The organism is Streptomyces sp. NPDC001315 (genome assembly GCF_042896175.1).
Taxonomy (GTDB): Bacteria; Actinomycetota; Actinomycetes; order Streptomycetales; family Streptomycetaceae; genus Streptomyces.
In genome coordinates, this window is record NZ_JBIAWZ010000001.1 from 1,125,317 (window position 1) to 1,145,240 (window position 19,924).

General features: G+C 71.8%; 13 protein-coding genes and 1 pseudogene. 7 read left to right on the plus strand and 7 right to left on the minus strand.

From position 1 onward, the window contains the following. Window positions 1-183: 183 nt before the first annotated feature. The 3 genes from ACFY16_RS04965 to ACFY16_RS04975 all read right to left on the minus strand — a co-directional run bounded on the left by ACFY16_RS04965 (window position 184) and on the right by ACFY16_RS04975 (window position 7,361). Complete coding sequence (locus tag ACFY16_RS04965; protein ID WP_390645650.1) at window positions 184-1,647, minus strand: glutamate synthase subunit beta; 1,464 nt, start codon at window positions 1,645-1,647, stop codon at window positions 184-186. Then, window positions 1,640-6,235 (minus strand): glutamate synthase large subunit, encoded by a 4,596-nt coding sequence (gene gltB / locus ACFY16_RS04970; protein ID WP_390645651.1) that lies wholly within the window; start codon window positions 6,233-6,235, stop codon window positions 1,640-1,642. The genes ACFY16_RS04965 and gltB overlap by 8 nt, the downstream gene beginning before the upstream one ends. Before the next feature lie 394 nt (window positions 6,236-6,629). Next, a complete protein-coding gene (locus ACFY16_RS04975; protein ID WP_390645652.1) occupies window positions 6,630-7,361 on the minus strand; it encodes a VIT1/CCC1 transporter family protein in 732 nt (243 codons plus the stop codon). A 270-nt stretch (window positions 7,362-7,631) separates the two neighbouring features. Between ACFY16_RS04975 and ACFY16_RS04980 the strand changes: the two are divergent. From ACFY16_RS04980 to ACFY16_RS05010, 7 genes and pseudogenes are all read left to right on the plus strand, one after another. Then, window positions 7,632-8,717: pseudogene (locus ACFY16_RS04980) on the plus strand (ADP-ribosylglycohydrolase family protein); the annotation flags it as partial. Between the two features lie 455 nt (window positions 8,718-9,172). Further along, a complete protein-coding gene (locus tag ACFY16_RS04985; protein ID WP_390646096.1) occupies window positions 9,173-10,276 on the plus strand; it encodes an ADP-ribosylglycohydrolase family protein in 1,104 nt (367 codons plus the stop codon). Between the two features lie 7 nt (window positions 10,277-10,283). Beyond that, window positions 10,284-11,459, plus strand: coding sequence for an ADP-ribosylglycohydrolase family protein (locus tag ACFY16_RS04990; RefSeq protein WP_390645653.1), 1,176 nt, complete (start codon window positions 10,284-10,286; stop codon window positions 11,457-11,459). After that, the gene (locus tag ACFY16_RS04995) at window positions 11,447-12,832 is read left to right on the plus strand and encodes an ADP-ribosylglycohydrolase family protein (protein WP_390645654.1); all 1,386 of its coding nucleotides are present in this window, start codon (window positions 11,447-11,449) and stop codon (window positions 12,830-12,832) included. The genes ACFY16_RS04990 and ACFY16_RS04995 overlap by 13 nt, the downstream gene beginning before the upstream one ends. Further along, window positions 12,829-13,758, plus strand: a complete 930-nt coding sequence (rbsK, locus tag ACFY16_RS05000; RefSeq protein WP_390645655.1) for a ribokinase — start codon at window positions 12,829-12,831, stop codon at window positions 13,756-13,758. Before ACFY16_RS04995 ends, rbsK begins: the two co-directional genes overlap by 4 nt. Continuing rightward, on the plus strand, window positions 13,755-14,945 hold the full coding sequence (locus ACFY16_RS05005) for a CaiB/BaiF CoA transferase family protein (RefSeq protein WP_390645656.1): 1,191 nt from the start codon (window positions 13,755-13,757) through the stop codon (window positions 14,943-14,945). Before rbsK ends, ACFY16_RS05005 begins: the two co-directional genes overlap by 4 nt. Continuing rightward, the gene (locus ACFY16_RS05010) at window positions 14,942-15,772 is read left to right on the plus strand and encodes an HpcH/HpaI aldolase/citrate lyase family protein (RefSeq protein ID WP_390645657.1); all 831 of its coding nucleotides are present in this window, start codon (window positions 14,942-14,944) and stop codon (window positions 15,770-15,772) included. The genes ACFY16_RS05005 and ACFY16_RS05010 overlap by 4 nt, the downstream gene beginning before the upstream one ends. Window positions 15,773-15,846: 74 nt before the next feature. Here ACFY16_RS05010 and lgt read toward each other — a convergent pair whose 3' ends face one another. From lgt to trpB, 4 genes are all read right to left on the minus strand, one after another. Beyond that, window positions 15,847-16,830: a prolipoprotein diacylglyceryl transferase gene (lgt, locus tag ACFY16_RS05015; RefSeq protein ID WP_390645658.1), complete on the minus strand. Its 984-nt coding sequence runs from the start codon at window positions 16,828-16,830 to the stop codon at window positions 15,847-15,849. 82 nt (window positions 16,831-16,912) lie between these two features. Next, complete coding sequence (locus ACFY16_RS05020; protein ID WP_390645659.1) at window positions 16,913-17,689, minus strand: DsbA family protein; 777 nt, start codon at window positions 17,687-17,689, stop codon at window positions 16,913-16,915. 88 nt (window positions 17,690-17,777) lie between these two features. Further along, window positions 17,778-18,596, minus strand: coding sequence for a tryptophan synthase subunit alpha (gene trpA, locus ACFY16_RS05025; RefSeq protein ID WP_390645660.1), 819 nt, complete (start codon window positions 18,594-18,596; stop codon window positions 17,778-17,780). Beyond that, on the minus strand, window positions 18,593-19,879 hold the full coding sequence (trpB, locus tag ACFY16_RS05030; protein WP_390645661.1) for a tryptophan synthase subunit beta: 1,287 nt from the start codon (window positions 19,877-19,879) through the stop codon (window positions 18,593-18,595). The genes trpA and trpB overlap by 4 nt, the downstream gene beginning before the upstream one ends. Window positions 19,880-19,924: the final 45 nt, after the last annotated feature.

Consider the following 19,924-nt stretch of genomic DNA (forward strand, 5'->3'; position numbering starts at 1 on the left):
CGGCCTGATCAGTGTCCTCGCGGTCGCCGCCGCGGTCATCGTCACCCGGGTGAGCCCCGGGAAATAGCGGACACCGAGGAGCGGACATGCGGCGGCGCCTGCCCAATCGTCCGGTCGGGGACTGGAGGGCAGGCGCCGTCTGATGTTCCGTACGCCTTTGTACGGGACGTGCTGGGGGAACCGTCAGACCATCAGCGAACGGTCCGTCGGGCGGATCGGGGCCGGCAGGTCGCTCGCGCCCGTGAGGAAGCGGTCGACGCCCTTGGCCGCAGAGCGGCCCTCGGCGATCGCCCACACGATGAGCGACTGGCCGCGGCCGGCGTCACCGGCGACGAACACGCCCGGCACGTTGGTCTGGAACGCGGCGTCGCGGGCGATGTTGCCGCGCTCGTCGAGGTCCAGGCCGAACTGGTCCACCAGGCCGTTCTCGCGGTCCGTGCCCGTGAAGCCCATCGCCAGCGTCACCAGCTGGGCGGGGATCTTGCGCTCCGTGCCCGGCTTCTGGGTCAGCTTGCCGTCGACGAACTCGACCTCGGTGAGGTGCAGCCACTGGACGTTGCCGTCCTCGTCGCCCTCGAAGTGGGTGGTGGAGACGGAGTAGACGCGCTCGCCGCCCTCCTCGTGCGCGGAGGTGACCTTGTAGAGCATCGGGAAGGTCGGCCACGGCTGGGCGACCGGGTTCCGCTCGTCGTTCGGGCGGGGCATGATCTCCAGCTGCGTGACGGAGGCCGCGCCCTGGCGGTGGGCGGTGCCCACGCAGTCGGCGCCGGTGTCGCCACCGCCGATGACCACGACGTGCTTGCCCTCGGCCGAGATCGGCGGGGCCACGAAGTCGCCCTCCTGGACCTTGTTCGCCAGGGGCAGGTACTCCATCGCCTGGTGGACGCCCTTGAGCTCACGGCCGGGGACCGGGAGATCACGGGCCGTCGTGGCACCGGCGGCGATGACGACCGCGTCGTACCGCTTGCGCAGGTCCGTCGCCTTGAGGTCGCGGCCGATCTCGACGCCCGTACGGAAGCGGGTGCCCTCCGCACGCATCTGCTCGATACGGCGGTTGATGTGCCGCTTCTCCATCTTGAACTCGGGGATGCCGTACCGGAGGAGGCCTCCGATGCGGTCGGCGCGCTCGAAGACGGCGACGGTGTGGCCCGCCCGGGTGAGCTGCTGGGCGGCGGCCAGGCCCGCCGGGCCCGAGCCGATGACCGCGACCGTCTTGCCGGACAGGCGCTCGGGCGCCTGCGGGGCGACGTCACCGGTCTCCCACGCCTTGTCGATGATCGAGACTTCGACGTTCTTGATGGTGACCGCCGGCTGGTTGATGCCGAGCACACACGCCGACTCACACGGGGCCGGGCACAGGCGGCCCGTGAACTCCGGGAAGTTGTTCGTGGCGTGCAGCCGCTCGGAGGCGGCCTGCCAGTCCTCGCGGTAGGCGAAGTCGTTCCACTCGGGGATCAGGTTCCCCAGCGGACAGCCGTTGTGACAGAACGGGATGCCGCAGTCCATGCAACGGCTGGCCTGCTTGCTGATGATCGGCAGCAGGGAGCCGGGGACGTAGACCTCGTTCCAGTCCTTCAGGCGCACATCGACGGGACGGGACTTGGCGACCTCACGGCCGTGGTTGAGAAAGCCCTTCGGGTCAGCCATTGATCGCCGCCTCCATCATCTTCTCGGTGATCTCGGTCTCGGAGAGACCGGCTCGCTCGGCGGCGTCCTTGGCGGCGAGCACTGCCTTGTAGGCACTGGGGATGATCTTGCTGAAGCGCTCCACGGACGCGGGCCACTCGGCAAGCAGCTTCTCGGCGACCGTCGAACCGGTCTCCTCGGCGTGGCGGCGCACCACGTCGTGCAGCCACTGCTTGTCGGTCTCGTCGAGCTCCTCGACTGCGCCCACGTTGCCGACGTTGACGTTGTCGCGGTTCAGGTCGATCACGTACGCGATGCCACCGGACATACCGGCCGCGAAGTTGCGGCCCGTCTCGCCGAGGACCACCGCGCGGCCGCCGGTCATGTACTCGCAGCCGTGGTCGCCCACGCCCTCGGACACGACCGTCGCACCGGAGTTACGGACGCAGAACCGCTCGCCCGTACGACCACGCAGGAACAGCTCGCCGCCGGTCGCGCCGTACGCGATGGTGTTGCCCGCGATCGTCGAGTACTCGGCGAGGTGGTCGGCGCCCCGGTCGGGACGGACGATCACACGGCCACCGGAGAGGCCCTTGCCGACGTAGTCGTTGGCGTCGCCCTCCAGGCGCAGCGTGACACCGCGCGGCAGGAAGGCACCGAAGGACTGGCCCGCCGAGCCCGTGAAGGTGATGTCGATGGTGTCGTCGGGCAGGCCCGCGCCACCGAACTTCTTCGTCACCTCGTGGCCGAGCATGGTGCCGACCGTGCGGTTGATGTTGCGGATCGCGACCTGGGCGCGCACCGGCTGGGCGTCGGTCGCGGAGTTCGCGGCCAGCGCGTCGGCGGCGAGCTTGATCAGCTCGTTGTCGAGCGCCTTCTCCAGGCCGTGGTCCTGCTCGACGACCTGGTGGAGCGCCGCGCCCTCGGGCAGCTCGGGCACGTAGAAGAGCGGGGCCAGGTCCAGGCCCTGGGCCTTCCAGTGGTCGACGGCACGCGTGACGTCGAGCGTCTCGGCGTGGCCGACGGCCTCCTCGATGGAGCGGAAGCCCAGCTCGGCCAGGATCTCGCGGACCTCCTCGGCGATGAACTTGAAGAAGTTCACGACGTACTCGGCCTTGCCGGCGAACCGGTCGCGCAGCTCCGGGTTCTGCGTGGCGATGCCGACCGGGCAGGTGTCCAGGTGGCAGACGCGCATCATGACGCAGCCGGAGACGACGAGCGGAGCGGTCGCGAAACCGAACTCCTCGGCGCCGAGCAGTGCGGCGATGACGACGTCACGGCCGGTCTTCAGCTGGCCGTCGGTCTGTACGACGATGCGGTCGCGCAGGCCGTTGAGCAGCAGCGTCTGCTGGGTCTCGGCGAGGCCGAGCTCCCAGGGTCCGCCGGCGTGCTTGAGCGACGTCAGCGGGGACGCGCCCGTGCCGCCGTCGTGGCCGGAGATGAGGACGACGTCCGCGTGCGCCTTCGACACACCCGCGGCGACCGTGCCGACGCCGACCTCCGAGACCAGCTTCACGTGAATCCGCGCCTGCGGGTTCGCGTTCTTCAGGTCGTGGATCAGCTGGGCCAGGTCCTCGATGGAGTAGATGTCGTGGTGCGGCGGCGGGGAGATCAGGCCGACACCGGGGGTGCTGTGCCGGGTCTTGGCCACCCACGGGTAGACCTTGTGGCCGGGCAGCTGGCCGCCCTCGCCGGGCTTGGCGCCCTGGGCCATCTTGATCTGGATGTCGTCGGCGTTGACCAGGTACTCGGACGTGACGCCGAAGCGGCCGGAGGCGACCTGCTTGATCGACGAACGGCGCGCCGGGTCGTACAGACGGTCCGGGTCCTCGCCGCCCTCACCGGTGTTGGACTTGCCGCCCAGCTGGTTCATGGCGATGGCGAGGGTCTCGTGCGCCTCCTTGGAGATGGAGCCGTACGACATGGCGCCCGTGGAGAAGCGCTTGACGATCTCGCTGACCGGCTCGACCTCGTCGACGGAGATCGGCTGACGGTCGCTCTTGAAGCCGAACAGGCCGCGGAGCGTCATGAGCCGCTCGGACTGCTCGTTCACCCGGTCGGTGTACTTCTTGAAGATGTCGTAGCGGGCGGTGCGCGTCGAGTGCTGGAGGCGGAAGACCGTCTCCGGGTCGAACAGGTGCGGCTCGCCCTCGCGGCGCCACTGGTACTCGCCGCCTATCTCCAGGGCACGGTGCGCGGGCGCGATGCCGCTCGCCGGGTAGGCCTTGGCGTGGCGGGCGGCGACCTCCTTGGCGACGACGTCGATGCCGACGCCGCCGATCTTGGTGGCGGTGCCGTTGAAGTACTTCGTGACGAAGGCCGTGTCGAGGCCGACGGCCTCGAAGACCTGGGCGCCGCGGTAGGAGGCGACGGTCGAGATGCCCATCTTGGACATGACCTTCAGGACGCCCTTGCCGAGGGCGTAGATCAGGTTGCGGATGGCCTGCTCGGGCTCGATGTCCGACAGGAACGTCCCCGCGCGGACCAGGTCCTCGACGGACTCCATCGCCAGGTACGGGTTGACCGCCGCGGCGCCGAAGCCGATGAGCAGGGCGACGTGGTGCACCTCGCGGACGTCACCGGCCTCGACCAGCAGACCCACCTGGGTGCGCTGCTTGGTGCGGATGAGGTGGTGATGGACGGCCGCGGTGAGCAGCAGCGACGGGATCGGCGCGTGCTCGGCGTCGGAGTGGCGGTCGGACAGGACGATCAGCCGGGCGCCGTTGTCGATGGCCGCGTCGGCCTCGGCGCAGATCTCGTCGATGCGCGCGGCGAGGGCGTCACCGCCGCCGTGCACCCGGTACAGGCCGGACAGAGTCGCGGCCTTGAAGCCCGGCATGTCGCCGTCGGCGTTGACGTGGATGAGCTTGGCCAGCTCGTCGTTGTCGATGACCGGGAAGGGCAGCACGACGGTGCGGCAGGATGCGGCGGTCGGGTCCAGCAGGTTGCCCTGCGGGCCCAGCGACGAGCGCAGGGAGGTGACCAGCTCCTCGCGGATCGCGTCCAGCGGCGGGTTGGTGACCTGCGCGAACAGCTGGGTGAAGTAGTCGAAGAGCAGCCGCGGACGCTCGGACAGCGCGGCGATCGGCGAGTCCGTGCCCATCGAGCCGATCGGCTCGGCACCGGCCTTGGCCATCGGCGCGAGGATGACGCGCAGCTCCTCCTCGGTGTAACCGAAGGTCTGCTGGCGGCGGGTGACCGAGGCGTGGGTGTGGACGATGTGCTCGCGCTCGGGCAGGTCGCCCAGCTCGATCTCGCCGGCCTCCAGCCAGTCCGCGTAAGGCTTCTCGGCGGCGAGCTGGGCCTTGATCTCGTCGTCCTCGATGATGCGGTGCTCGGCGGTGTCGACGAGGAACATCTTGCCGGGCTGCAGGCGGCCCTTGCGGACCACCTTGGCGGGGTCGATGTCGAGGACGCCGACCTCGGAGCCGAGGACGACGAGGCCCTCGTCGGTGACCCAGTAGCGGCCGGGGCGCAGTCCGTTGCGGTCGAGGACCGCGCCGACCTGGGTGCCGTCGGTGAAGGTGACACAGGCCGGGCCGTCCCAGGGCTCCATCATCGTGGAGTGGTACTGGTAGAAGGCGCGCCGGGCCGGGTCCATGGAGTCGTGGTTCTCCCACGCCTCCGGGATCATCATCAGCACGGAGTGCGGGAGCGAGCGGCCGCCGAGGTGGAGCAGCTCGAGCACCTCGTCGAAGGACGCCGAGTCGGAGGCGTCCGGCGTACAGACCGGGAAGATCCGCTCCAGCGTGTCCTTGTCGCCGAAGAGGCCGGAGACCAGCTGGGACTCGCGGGCGACCATCCAGTTGCGGTTGCCCTTGACGGTGTTGATCTCACCGTTGTGCGCGACGAACCGGTACGGGTGCGCCAGGGGCCACGACGGGAAGGTGTTCGTCGAGAAGCGCGAGTGGACGAGCGCGATCGCGGAGGCGAAGCGGCGGTCGGACAGATCCGGGAAGAAGGGCTCGAGCTGACCGGTGGTCAGCATGCCCTTGTAGACGATCGTGCGGGCCGAGAGGGACGGGAAGTAGACGCCCGCCTCGCGCTCGGCGCGCTTGCGCAGCACGAAGGCCTTGCGGTCGAGGGCGATGCCCTCGCTCGCGCCGTCGGTGACGAAGATCTGCCGGAAGGCGGGCATCGTCGAGCGGGCGGTGGCACCCAGCAGGTCGGGGGCGACGGGGACCTCGCGCCAGCCGAGGACGGTCAGGTCCTCCTCGGCGGCGATCGTCTCGATCTGCGAGACGGCGTCCTCGGTCCCGTCCTCCGGCAGGAAGGCGATGCCGACGGCGTATCCGCCGGCCGCGGGGAGCTCGAAGCCGGCGACCTCGCGGAGGAAGGCGTCCGGAACCTGGGACAGGATGCCCGCGCCGTCGCCGGAGTCGGGCTCGGAGCCGGTGGCGCCGCGGTGCTCGAGGTTACGCAGAACCGTGAGCGCCTGCTCGACCAGCGCGTGGCTCGCCTCGCCGGTGAGGGTGGCCACGAAGCCGACGCCGCAGGCGTCGCGCTCGTTGCGGGGGTCGTACATACCCTGAGCAGCAGGGCGAGCATCCATGAAAGACCAGTTCTGGCCATTCGTGGAGTGCTGGGACGGCTGGCGCGGCGTACGCATCGGCTCTCCCGTCGTCGTCAAGTGGCATATGCAGGTGCCGAGGGACGACGCTGGCCCTCTGCGTGTGTGTGCAAAATTTCGTGCAGGTTACATGATGGAGCGGTTCTCGGGAACCGGATACTCCGTTCCAACATGCGGACGCCATAGCGTCGCGGCGGGGGTACCGCGGTACCGCGCACAGTGGCGAGAAGTATGTGGGGACCGAAGCGGACAGATCGGTGTCCGTCGACCCGAAGTCGACCCAAGGCGGGTGGGGAGAGCGTCACCGCCCGCTCCACCGGAGCACCGCAGGCTTCATTGCCCGCAGCGCTTACGGCTCATGCCCAGTGGTTAAGCATTCGAAACCAGCGGGTAACGGTTACTTATGCGGCCCAACGCATAAGTCCCATGCCAACTATCCTACGGCCGTTCCGAACAGACTGCCCAGGACGTACGTCACACCGGCGGCCGCGCCGCCCAGCGCGAGCTGCCTCAGGCCGCTGTACCACCAGGTCCGCGCGGTCACCCTGGCCACCACGGCACCGCAGGCGAAGAGCCCGACGAGGGCGAGCAGCACCGCCGGCCACAACACGGTGGCGCCGAGCAGATACGGCAGTACGGGCAGCAGCGCGCCCAGCGCGAAGGAGCCGAAGCTCGACACGGCGGCGACCAGCGGAGACGGCAGATCGCCGGGGTCGATGCCCAGCTCCTCGCGGGCATGTATCTCCAGGGCCTGCTCGGGGTCGCTCGAGAGCTGCCGGGCCACTTCCCGGGCCAGCTCCGGCTCGACACCCCGCGCGGCATAGAGCGCAGCGAGCTCGGCCTCCTCGTCCTGCGGGTGCTTCCTCAGCTCGCGCCGCTCCACGTCCAGTTCGGCCTCGACGAGCTCACGCTGCGAGGCCACCGAGGTGTACTCGCCGGCCGCCATGGAGAAGGCGCCGGCGGCGAGGCCCGCGAGCCCGGTCAGCACGATGGTGTGCTGACTCACGGCTCCACCCGCGACACCGGTCATCAGCGCCAGGTTCGAGACCAGGCCGTCCATCGCGCCGAAGACCGCGGGGCGCAGCCAGCCGCCGTTCACATCCCGGTGTGTGTGGTTGTCGCGGTGCGCCTCGTGCAGCGGCGCCTCGGTGTCGATGATGGCCATAATGTCCCCCAGGAAGCTTAGGCAAAGCTAAGTTTGGATTGGTTCTACTTTTCGACAGCACCGACACTACGCCGGGAAATTCCCGCCCGCCAGGAAGGAAAGGCTCGGCTAACCTGCGGTTTTACCGCCATACGCTCATGCGTGTAGAGCTACGCACAGATGTCGACCGGGTGATGCTGAGGCCCCCGAGGCTCTGCCGAACCCCTGCGGTGGGACACATCCGCAAAGGGTTCCACGCCCTGATCGGAGCCCCCGGAGGAGAGGCCGCGTATGGCATCGATCGCCTGCATTCCCTCGGTCCCTGCGCCCGGCAACGCCGCCGAACTCCGCGAACGGGCCCGCGGCGCACTGCTCGGCCTGGCCGTCGGCGACGCACTCGGCGCACCGGCAGAGAACATGAAACCGTCCGAGATCCGCGCCCGCTGGGGCCGCATCAAGGGCTACGTCGCCGAGAAACCCGCCGGGACCGACGACACCGAGTACGCGATCTTCTCCGGCCTGTTGCTGGCCCGGCACGGCTCCGCGCTCACCCCGGCCCATGTGGAGGCGGCCTGGCACGAGTGGATCGCCGACCGGCACGAGGGCCCCTTCCGGGGCGCGGGCTTCAGCGAGCGCGGCACGCTGGAGAACCTCCGCCGCGGCCTCGCCGCCCCCATCTCCGCCCAGCACCGCCATGCCTGGAGCGACGGCCTGGCCATGCGCGCGGCGCCCTTCGGGGTGTTCGCCGCGGGCCGCCCCGCCGAGGCGGCCCGGCTGGTGGCGATCGACGGCTCGGTCAGCCACGACGGCGAGGGGATCTACGGCGGCCAGGCGGTCGCGGCCGGGGTCGCCGCCGCCATGGCGGGCGCCCCGACGATCGCGGTCGTCGCCGCCGCCCTCGCCGTCGTCCCCGACGACTCCTGGACGGCCCGCTCCCTGCGCCGCGCCGTGGCCGTGGCCCACCGCGGCGAACGCGCGGTCCGCTCCGCCGTCGTCATCGGCGGCTACCCCTGGACCGACCTGGCCCCCGAGGCGGTGGCCCTCGCCTTCGGCGCGTACGCGGCGGCCGACGGCGAGTTCAGGGACGCCGTGCTGACCGCGGTGAACATGGGCCGCGACGCCGACACCACGGCCGCGGTGGCGGGCGCCCTCGCGGGCGCGACCCAAGGCGTGTCCGCCATCCCGGCGGAGTGGGCGGCGGCGATCGGCCCGGCCCGCGGCAGCTGCCTCCCCTCGATGGCCGGCCACCACATCCTGGACGTGGCGGAACTGCTGACGCCCGGGGAGGGCGGGAAATGGGGGTCAGCCGGTCCGAGACCCGGTGCGGATCCCGTACGGCACAAGGCAGGCCCGACACCCAACCCGAACGCCCTCACACCCGTCGAGAACAGGCGGCGGAGCACCCAAGACTCCGAACCGGGCCACGACCCCGTACGACACGAGGTACGACCGACACCGGACCGGAACGCCCTCACACCCGGCGAGAACAGGCGGCGGAGCACCCGAGACTCCGAACCGGGCCACGACCCCGTACGGCACGAGGTACGACCGACGCCGGACCGGAACGCCCTCACACCGGCGGCGACCCCGGACACGCTCACACCGGCGGCGCCCACGAGCACCCTCACGCCCCCGAACACCCTCACACCAACGCCGGACTCCAGCACCCTCACGCCCGCGCCGGGCGACGGCGATGCGGAGGTGCGGTCGTGACCCCGCCCGGCCCATGGGACGGCGGCGCCGATCCGAGAGCCACGCCCGCGCACACCGCCGCCGCGAACGCCGCGCCGGCCGCCGGCACCGGCCCCGCCCCCGACACCCGCCCCCGCCGTATCGAGGGCCTCCTTCTCGGTCTCGCCGCCGGTGACGCCGCCGGCTGGCCCGCCGCCCGGCACCGCGCGGTCCGTATGCCGGAGTGGACCCGTCGGCTCACCCGCGAGCTGGACACCTTCGCGGAGCAGAACGCGACGACCACGCTCCCCGTCCCCATCGCCCTCAACCAGCCCCCGGAGCCGCTGCGCCTCGGCCCCTCCGACGACGCCGAGTGGGCGGTGTTCGCGGCCGAGGCCGTGCTGCGCGCCGGGGACGACAGCGTCCTCGGAGACCTCAGCCGGGAGCGCCGGACACGAGCGGCCATCGACCTGACCTGGAACGCCGTGGCGAGCGAGGTCGCGGCGGCAGCCGACCGCGCCCCGGAGATCGAGTCGGCGGTCATCCCCCTCCGCGCCCGCATCTCCGTCCGGGCCGGTCTCGGCAACCTCGCCACAGGTCTGCGCCCGCCCGCCACCGGCCACGACAACCCGCACTACTTCGACGACGCGGCCTGCGTACGGGCCTGTGTCCTCGCCGTGGCCCACCCGGGCGACGCCCGACTCGCCGCCGAACTGGCCGAGTTCGACGCCCGCTACACCCAGGACGGCGACGGTGTGCACGGTGCCAGGGCGATGGCCGCGGCCCTCGCCCTGGCCCTCGCCGGCGCGGCAGTCGAGCCCTGCGTGACGGCCGCGCTGGCCGAACTCCCCGAGGCGACCGAGATCGGCCGCAACGCCCGTCACGCGCTGAAGCTCGCGCACGACGCCGAGAGCGCCTTCGCCCTGATCCCCCTCCTCGAACACCAGATCCTCGACCACGTCTACAGCTACGGCATCGCCGCCGCCGAGACGGTCCCGGTCGCGCTGGCCCTGGCCGTCGCGGCACACGGCCGGATCTCGGAGGCCGTCCCCGCGGCGGCCTGTCTGTCCCGGGTCGCGGACTCGGCCCCGGCCCTGGCGGGCGCCCTGACCGGCGCGCTGGGCGGCGGCGCGGCGATCCCCGTGTCCTGGCGCGACACCTGCCGCACCCTCTCCGGCTGCGTACTGCCCCGCCTCACCGGCACGGACCTGGTGGAACTCGCCGAACTCCTGGAAGCCGCACAACCGACCCCACCAGGAGGATGATTCGGGCATGACGCCCAAAGGAGAAGAAAGCCACGCGGCGCCCCTGGACGAGCGGATCACCGGAGCCCTCGTCGGTGCCGCCGTCGGCGACGCCCTCGGCGGCCCCGTCGAGGGCTACTCCCCCGACCAGATCCTCGAACGCCACGGCGGCCGCGTCCACGGGGTCGTCGGCCCCTGGAACGGCGACGCCTGGCGCACCGCCCGCCCCATCGCCCCGTACCACAAGGGCGACGGCCATGTCACCGACGACACCTTGATGACCCATGCGCTGATCCGGGTCTATGCCACGGTCCGCGACCACCTGGACGCGTACGCGATCGCCGAGCACCTGGTCCCGGACCTGATGACGAACCCACGGTGGATCCCGGAGCTGGAGGCGGAGGCACTGCCGCTGCAACGGGTGTTCCTGGCGGAGAAATGGCTGGTGGCCCGGCTCCACTACGGCCACGTCGACCCCCGCGAGGCCGGCGTCGGCAACATCGTCAACTGTGGCGCGGCGATGTACATGGCCCCGGTCGGCCTGGTCAACGCGGCCAACCCGGTGGCCGCGTACGCCGAGGCGCTGGACGTCGCCGGCGCGCACCAGTCGTCGTACGGACGTGAGGCGGCGGGCGTCTTCGCGGCGGCCGTGGCGGCCGCGTGCACACCCGGGGCGACACCGGACTCGGTCGTCTCCGCGTGCCTCTCCCTGGCGAAGGACGGCACGCGCGCGGCGATCGAGGCGGTCTGTGAAACGGCTGCCCGCCACACGGACTTCGAGTCGGCGCTCGTCCCGCTGCGGGAGGCGGTGGCCCCGTTCGACACCGTGGGCCCCGACTACCGCGCCCCGTCCCTGGCCGCCCGCCGCCCGTCCCGTCTGCACGCGATCGAGGAGCTCCCCGTGGCCCTGGGCATGGTGCTGCTCTCGGCCGGCGACTTCCGGGGGGCGGTCCTCGGCTCGGTGAACTACGGCCGCGACTGCGACTCGATCGCGACGATGGCGGGCGCGCTGGCAGGCGCCCTGGGCTCGCCGGTACCGGAGGACTGGTCGAAGACGGTCGCGGAGGCCAGCCGCCTGGACCTCTGGGAACCGGCCCGCACCCTCAACGCCGTGACCCGGGAGATCTTCCAACGGGACGTACACCGCCGCCGGGCCCACGAGGCGGCCTTCACCGAGATCGGAGGCCTGAGGTGCTCCGACTGACCTGGGTCCAGCCGGAGGACCTCCTCGGCCACGAACTCCACCAGGCCGCGCAGGACGGACGTGAGCCGTCGGCGATCGCGGCGCGCTGGAGAGCGGCGGGCGGCCAGGAGGCACCCCTGCGCGCGGGGGCGTCACCCGCTCCCGCGTCGCGCTATCTGCGGATGCTGGCGGAAGACCTGCTGGACGAACTGGCGGATCTGCCGGGCAAGTTGAGAGAGGACGAGCCGACGGATCTCGGGAAGATCAAGGCCCGCTGCACAGCCTGGCCCGCGTCCCACCCCCGACCAGCCCCCGCCCCGGACCGCCTGGAGGCCGCCTGGCTGGGCCGAGCCGCCGGCTGCCTCCTGGGCAAGCCGGTGGAGAAGCTCCCCCTCGAAGCCATCCGCCAACTGGCCCGGTCCACCGGCAACTGGCCCCTGACCACGTGGTTCACGGCGCGAGGCGTCCCGGCAGAACTCCTGACCACCCACCCCTGGAACCGCCGCTCGGCACGCACCTCCCTCGCCGAGAACATCGACGGCATGCCCGAGGACGACGACCTGAACTACCCCCTCCTCAACCTCCTCCTGCTGCAACGCCACGGCCGAAGCTTCACCACGACCGACGTGGCCTCCCTCTGGCTGGACGAACTTCCCGCCGGCCGCACCTTCACCGCCGAACGCATCGCGTACCGCAACCTCCTCACCGGCATCGAACCCCCGCACACCGCCCGCCACCGCAACCCCTTCCGCGAATGGATCGGCGCTCTGATCCGCGCCGACGTCCACGGCTGGACCAACCCCGGCGACCCCGGGGCCGCCGCCGAGCAGGCCCACCGCGACGCCACCCTCACCCACACCGCCAACGGCGTCTACGCGGCGATGTTCACGGCGGCTGTCATCGCGACCGCCTTCGGCGAAGCCTCCGGCGCTACCGGCACGAGCAGGCCCGACATCCACCACTGCCTGCGCACCGGCCTGACGGTCGTCCCGCCCCGCTCCCGCCTCGCCCGAGCGGTCACCCACGCCATCCAACTGGCCGAATCCCACGACGACTTCGACACGGTCGTCGACGAACTCCACGCCGTCCACTCCCCCACCCACCACTGGGTCCACGCCATCCCCAACACGGCCCTCATCGCCGCCGCCCTCACCCACGCGAACGGCGACTTCACCGGCTCCATCTGCCGTGCCGTCTCCGGCGGTTGGGACACCGACTCCAACGGCGCGACCGCCGGCAGCATCGCCGGCCTTCTCGCCGGTACGCCCGCCGCCCTCCCCGACCGCTGGACGACCCCCCTCAAGAACCGCCTCTCCGCCTCCGTCGCCGACTTCGACGGCATCGGCTTCGACACCCTGGCCCACCTCACCCACGTGGAGGCTTCTCGCCCATGACCCACATCGTCGTGCTCGGCAGCACGAACATGGACCTCGTCGCCTACGTCGAGAAAGCCCCGCAGCGCGGGGAGACCGTGACGGGACGGGAGTTCCGTACGATCCCCGGCGGCAAGGGCGCCAACCAGGCGATCGCCGCCGCCCGGGCCGGCGCCACCGTGTCGATGATCGGCGCGGTCGGCAACGACTCCTTCGGCACCCGCCTGCGCTCCACCCTGGAGCTCCCCCACTCTCGGCTGCGCTCGAGCGGGGGGACCCCCATCGGCGTCGACACCGCCCTCCTGCGCACCACCGAGGGCCCCTCCGGCACCGCGCACATCGTCGTGGACGACGAGGGCGGCAACGCGATCGTCGTGGTACCCGGCGCGAACGGCACCGTGGACCACCTCACCCCCGGCGACGAGGGCGTCATCGCCGCCGCCGACGCCCTGCTGCTCCAGCTGGAGATCCCGATGCCGGCGGTCGTCGCGGGCGCGCGCGCCGCCCGCGCCCACGGCGTCCGTACGGTCCTCACACCCGCTCCCGCCCAACCGCTCCCGCCCGAACTCCTGGCCGCCACCGACCTGTTGGTTCCCAACGAGCACGAGGCCACCGCCCTCACCGGCCGCACCGACCCGCGCGAGGCGGCCATCGCCCTGCTCGACCAGGTGCCGGAGGTGGTCGTCACCCTGGGCGCGGCGGGCAGCCTGTACGCGGCTCGGGGCGCCGAACCCCTCACCGTCCCCGCGCCCCGGGTGACCGCCGTGGACTCGACCGGAGCGGGCGACACCTTCGTCGGCGCGCTCGCGGTGGCACTCGGCGAGGAACGGCCCGTGCGGGACGCGCTGGCATGGGCGGCCGCGGCGGCCGCGCTGTCCGTGCAGCGGGAAGGGGCGTCGGCGTCCATGCCGTACCGCTCCGAGATCGAGGCGCGGTACGGCTCATGACCGACGCCCCGCTGACCGGCCTGCGCGTCCTCGACCTCGCGACCCTCTTCGCCGGCCCCCTCGCCGCCACCATGCTCGGCGACTTCGGCGCGGAGGTCGTCAAGGTCGAACACCCGACCAAACCCGACCCGTCCCGAGGCCACGGCCCGTCGAAGGACGGCGTGGGACTGTGGTGGAAGCTCCTCGCCCGCAACAAGCGCACGATCACCCTCGACCTGTCGAAGCCGGGCGGCCGCGCGACCCTGCTGCGCCTCGCCGCCACCACCGACGTGATCATCGAGAACTTCCGCCCCGGCACGCTGGAGAAGTGGGACCTGGGCTGGGAGGAACTGTCCGCCGCCAACCCCCGCCTGATCCTCACCCGGGTCACCGCCTTCGGCCAGTTCGGCCCGTACGCGCACCGCCCGGGCTTCGGCACCCTCGCCGAGGCGATGAGCGGCTTCGCCGCGATCACCGGCGAACCGGACGCGCCCCCGACCCTGCCCCCGTTCGGCCTGGCCGACTCGATCGCGGGTCTGGCCACGGCGTACGCCGTGATGACGGCGCTGGCCGCACGGGACCGCACGGGCGAGGGACAGGTCGTCGACATGGCGATCATCGAGCCGATCCTGACGGTCCTCGGCCCGCAGCCCGTCTGGTACGACCAACTCGGTCACGTCCAGCCGCGCACCGGCAACCGCTCGCAGAACAACGCCCCGCGCGGCACCTACCGCACGGCGGACGGCACCTGGGTCGCCGTGTCCACCTCCGCCCAGTCCATCGCCGAGCGGCTGATGCACCTGGTCGGCCGCCCCGAGCTGATCGACGAACCGTGGTTCGCCACGGGCGCCGACCGGGCCCGCCACGCCGACGTCCTCGACGAGGCGGTCGGCTCCTGGATCGCCGAGCGCTCCCGGGACGAGGTCCTTCTGGCCTTCGACAAGGCGGAGGCGGCGGTCGCCCCGATCCAGGACGTACGCGACGTGATGACGGACCCCCAGTACGCGGCCCTGGACACCATCACCACCGTCGACGACCCCGAACTGGGCCCCCTGCGCATGCAGAACGTCCTCTTCCGGCTCTCCTCGACTCCCGGCGCGATCCGCTGGGCGGGCCGCCCACACGGCGCGGACACGGAGGCGGTCCTGACCGAGCTGGGCCTGACCCCGGCGCGCCTCGCGGCCCTGCGCGAGGAGGGCGCCGTATGACGGCGACCCCCCTCACCTGGCTGTACGTTCCCGGCGACCGCCCGCAGGTGGTCGCCAAGGCCCTCGTCAGCGGCGCCGACGTCGTCGTGGTCGACCTGGAGGACGCGGTCGCCCCGGACCGCAAGGAGTACGCCCGCGCGGCCACCGCCGAGCTCCTCCGCGAGCCGCAGCCGGTCCCCGTACATGTCCGCGTCAACGCCCTGGACGGCCCGCCGGCGCAGGCCGACCTGCGAGCGGTGGCGGGCCTGCCGGGCGTGTCCGGGCTGCGCCTGCCGAAGGTGACCTCGCCCGAGCAGATCGTCGGCATCGCGGAACGCACGGCTTACGTCGACGCGGGGGCCCCGCCCCTGCACGCCCTCCTGGAAACAGCCCTGGGCATCGAACACGCCTACGCGATCGCCCGCGCCCACCCCGCCCTGCGCGGCATCTCGCTCGGCGAGGCGGATCTACGGGCCGACCTGGGCGTACGGGGCGACGCGGGCCTCGACTGGTGCCGCGCCCGGGTGATCGTCGCCGCGCGGGCGGCGGGCCTGCCGCCCCCGCCCCAGTCGGTGCACCCGGACATCCGGGACCTGGACGGCCTGGCGGCGACCTGCGCCCACGGCCGCGCCCTCGGCTTCCTCGGCCGCGCGGCCATCCACCCCCGCCAGCTCCCGGTCATCGAACACGCCTACCGGCCCACCCACGAGGAGCTCGAACGGGCGGAGGCGGTGGTGAAGGCGGCGGCGACGGAACAGGGCGCGCAGGCGCTGCCGGACGGGACGTTCATCGACGCGGCGGTGGTGGCGGCAGCCCAGCGGACGCTGTCGCTGGCCAACGGTCGCTGATCCTCAGAACGCGACGAGGGCGCCCGGGCCGCTTGTGTGCGGCCCGGGCGCCCTCGTCGTCGTACGGTCGGCCGTCAGCTCTTCTTGCCGGCCGACTCGGCCTCGTCCTTGACGTCCGCGACATCCGTGTCGGACTCGGTCGCGTCCTCGGCCTCGGGCTCCGTGTCGCCGTCGGTCCGGTCGTCGGAAGCCTCGGCGTCACCGCCGGCGTCATCGGCCTTGTCGTCGGCAGCCTCCGCGTCCGCGCCGGGTTCGACGACCGCTTCCCTGCCGGGCCGCTTCTTCGACGACACCACGATGTACAGCACCGCGAGCAGGAACACGATCATCGCGGTCCAGTCGTTCAGGCGGAGCCCCAGGATGTGGTGGGCGTCGTCGACGCGCATGTACTCGATCCAGCCGCGGCCCACGCAGTACGCGGCGACGTACAGGGCGAACGCCCGGCCGTGGCCCAGCTTGAAGCGGCGGTCGGCCCAGATGACCAGCAACGCGACACCGATGCACCACAGGGACTCGTACAGGAACGTCGGGTGGTAGGTGCCCGGGACCCTGCCGTCGGTCGACGAGGTGATCTTCAGCGCCCACGGCACGTCCGTGGCCCGCCCGTACAGCTCCTGGTTGAACCAGTTGCCCCAGCGGCCGATCGCCTGCGCCAAGGCGATGCCCGGGGCGATGGCGTCGGCGTAGGCGGGCAGCGGGATGCCGCGGCGACGGGCGCCGATCCAGGCACCCACCGCACCGAGCGCGATGGCGCCCCAGATGCCGAGGCCGCCCTCCCAGACCTTGAAGGCGTCCACCCAGTCGCGGCCCTCGCTGAAGTACAGCTCGTAGTCCGTGATCACGTGGTAGAGCCGGCCGCCGACGAGGCCGAAGGGCACGGCCCAGACCGCGATGTCGGCCACCGTGCCGGCCCGCCCGCCTCGGGCGATCCAGCGCTTGTTGCCGAGCCAGACGGCTACGAAGACGCCGATGATGATGCAGAACGCGTAGCCGCGCAGCGGAATGGGACCGAGGTGCAGCACCCCGCGCGACGGGCTGGGAATGTAGGCAAGTTCCATGGCAAGGTCGACGCTACCGTGCCGGACCGGGCCCACGGCAGGCAGCCCGGCTACGGCTCCATAACAGGGAGGTGAGAAAAACTCACCCCTTGGCCGCCTCCTGCACCATCTTCTTCAGCTTCGCCGGCGTCATCGTCCGGTCCTGGTAGATGTTCTTGCCGTTGAGCAACACGGTCGGCGTGCCGCCGAAGTTGCCGGCCTGGAAGGCCTTGTTGGACTTCACGACCCAGCTGTTGTGCGTGCCGTTCTCGACACAGGCACGGAACGAGGGCGTGTCGAGGCCGTCGACCTTGCCCGCGAGCTCGATGAGCTTGCTGTTCTTGGCGAAGGCGTCGTCGGTTTCCTCGGGCTGGTTCTCGTACAGCACGTCGTGGTACGCGGTGAACTTGCCGGCGTCCTGGGCGCAGGCCGCGGCGTTGGCCGCGTTGCGGGAGCCACTGCCGCCCAGGTTGCCGTCGATGAGGGTGGCCAGGTGGTACTCCACCCTCAGCTGGCCGGCGTCCGTCAGCTCGTGGATGGTCGGGCGGTACGCCGCCTCGAAGGCCTTGCAGGCCGGGCAGCGGAAGTCCTCCCAGATGGTGAGCGTCGACTTGGCGCTCTCCTTGCCGACCGGGATGGCGAGGTTGTCCTTGCCCTGTGCCCCCGAGGGCGCCGCGACCGGCCCCTCGTTGTCGCTGCCGTTGTCCTTGCCGGCGTTCGCGGCGACCACGCCGATCACGGCCGCCAGTCCCAGTACGCAGACGACGCCGGCGCCGACGATCAGCGTCCGCCGGCGTTTCTCCGTGGCCTTGTGCTTCTCACGCTCGGCTGCCAGCCGCTCGCGTGCGGTCCGTTTTCCCTCACGGTTCTTCTCGCTCACACCCGCAGAAACGAACCGGGGAGGCACAGCGCGCCTCCCCGGTCCCAGGTCCACCCGTTCGAGTGACTCGTACGGAATGTCCTGTACGTCACGCCTGTCCGCGCACGCCCTTCGCCAGGTCGCCCGCGAGTGCGCGGACGGCCTCGACGCCGGCCGCGTCGTCCGGAGCGTCCAGCATGCGCTTGACGAAGGCCGAGCCGACGATCACGCCGTCGGCGAAGCCGGCCACCTCGGCGGCCTGCCTGGCGTCGGAGACGCCCAGGCCGACGCAGACCGGCAGGTCGGAGCCGGCGGCCCGGGTGCGCCGGACCAGGTCCTGGGCCTGCGTGCCCACCGACTCGCGGGTGCCGGTGACGCCCATCAGCGAGGCGGCGTAGACGAAGCCGCTGCCCGCCGCGGTGATCTCGGCGAGCCGCTCGTCCTTGCTGCTGGGCGCCACGACGAAGACCGTCGCCAGGCCGTGCTTCTCGGCGTGCTCCCTCCAGAGGGCCGCCTCCTGCACCGGCAGGTCGGGCAGGATGCACCCGGCGCCGCCCGCCTCGGCGAGCTCGGCGGTGAAGCGCTCGACGCCGTAGCGGTCGATCGGGTTCCAGTACGTCATCACGAGGACCGGCTTCCCGGTCGCCTCGTACGCCTCGCGCACCGTCCGCATGACGTCGGCGATCCTGACGCCGCCGCGCAGGGCGATGTCGTCGGCGGTCTGGATGACGGGGCCGTCGAGGACGGGGTCGCTGTGCGGCAGGCCCACCTCGACGACGTCGGCGCCGCCGTCGAAGACGGCCTTGATCGCCTCGATGCCGCCGTCCACGGTCGGGAAACCGGCCGGGAGGTAGGCGATGAGAGCGGAGCGGCCCTCGGCCCTGGCGCCGGCGAGGGTGTCGGTCAGCAGCTGAATGTTTCCGCTCACTTGGCGTCCCCCTCGATCTCGGCGGCCTCCGCGTCGGCGTCCGCGGCCACGCTGGCGTCGGTGTCGTACAGGCCGAAGTAGCGCGCGGCCGTGTCCATGTCCTTGTCGCCGCGACCGGACAGGTTGATCACGATCAGCCCGTCCTTGCCCAGCTCCTTGCCGACCTCCAGGGCGCCGGCGAGGGCGTGGGCGCTCTCGATGGCCGGGATGATGCCCTCGGTCCGCGACAGCAGGCGCAGGGCCTGCATGGCCGCGTCGTCGGTGACCGCGCGGTACTCGGCGCGGCCGCTGTCCTTGAGGTAGGAGTGCTCGGGGCCGATGCCCGGGTAGTCCAGACCGGCCGAGATCGAGTACGGCTCGGTGATCTGGCCCTCGTCGTCCTGGAGGACGTAGGACCGCGAGCCGTGCAGGATGCCGGGCTCGCCGGCGGTCAGGGTCGCCGCGTGCTCGCCGGTCTCGACGCCGTGTCCGGCGGGCTCGCACCCGATGAGGCGGACGTCCGCGTCCGGGATGAAGGCGTGGAAGAGCCCGATGGCGTTGGAGCCGCCGCCGACGCAGGCGACGGCCGCGTCGGGCAGCCGGCCCGCGCGCTCCAGGAGCTGGCGCCGGGCCTCGACGCCGATGACCCGGTGGAAGTCGCGGACCATGGCCGGGAAGGGGTGCGGCCCGGCGACGGTCCCGAACAGGTAGTGGGTGTGGTCGACGTTGGCGACCCAGTCCCGGAAGGCCTCGTTGATGGCGTCCTTCAGGGTCCGGCTGCCGGACTTCACGGCGACGACCTCGGCACCGAGCATGCGCATCCGGGCCACGTTGAGGGCCTGGCGCTCGGTGTCGATCTCGCCCATGTAGACGGTGCACTCGAGGCCGAACAGCGCGCAGGCCGTCGCCGTCGCGACGCCGTGCTGGCCGGCGCCGGTCTCGGCGATGACCCGGGTCTTGCCCATCCGCTTGGTGAGCAGGGCCTGGCCGAGCACATTGTTGATCTTGTGGGAGCCGGTGTGGTTCAGGTCCTCGCGCTTGAGGAACACCCGGGCACCACCGGCGTGTTCGGCGAACCGGGGCACCTCAGTGAGGGCGCTGGGCCGTCCGGTGTAGTTGACGAGCAGGTCGTCGAGCTCGCGCGCGAACTCGGGGTCGGCCTTCGCCTTGTCGTACTCGACGGCGACCTCGTCCACGGCGGCGACGAGCGCCTCCGGGATGAACTTGCCGCCGAACGCGCCGAAGTACCCCTCGGCGCTGGGCACCTGACCCTCCGGGTCGGGGATGAAGAACTCGCTGGGCATGCGGAAACCTCACGGTGAGTGTGTGGACACTGATCGCCGTGGGGG

What these genes read in the sequence shown, in the direction of transcription:
- ACFY16_RS05005 (WP_390645656.1), top strand. Translation starts at nt 13,755, where the DNA reads ATGACCGACGCCCCGCTGACCGGCCTGCGCGTCCTCGACCTCGCGACC.
- rbsK (WP_390645655.1), top strand. Translation starts at nt 12,829, where the DNA reads ATGACCCACATCGTCGTGCTCGGCAGCACGAACATGGACCTCGTCGCC.
- ACFY16_RS04965 (WP_390645650.1), bottom strand. Translation starts at nt 1,647, where the DNA reads ATGGCTGACCCGAAGGGCTTTCTCAACCACGGCCGTGAGGTCGCCAAG.
- trpB (WP_390645661.1), bottom strand. Translation starts at nt 19,879, where the DNA reads ATGCCCAGCGAGTTCTTCATCCCCGACCCGGAGGGTCAGGTGCCCAGC.
- ACFY16_RS05010 (WP_390645657.1), top strand. Translation starts at nt 14,942, where the DNA reads ATGACGGCGACCCCCCTCACCTGGCTGTACGTTCCCGGCGACCGCCCG.
- lgt (WP_390645658.1), bottom strand. Translation starts at nt 16,830, where the DNA reads ATGGAACTTGCCTACATTCCCAGCCCGTCGCGCGGGGTGCTGCACCTC.
- ACFY16_RS04975 (WP_390645652.1), bottom strand. Translation starts at nt 7,361, where the DNA reads ATGGCCATCATCGACACCGAGGCGCCGCTGCACGAGGCGCACCGCGAC.
- gltB (WP_390645651.1), bottom strand. Translation starts at nt 6,235, where the DNA reads ATGCGTACGCCGCGCCAGCCGTCCCAGCACTCCACGAATGGCCAGAAC.
- ACFY16_RS04990 (WP_390645653.1), top strand. Translation starts at nt 10,284, where the DNA reads ATGACGCCCAAAGGAGAAGAAAGCCACGCGGCGCCCCTGGACGAGCGG.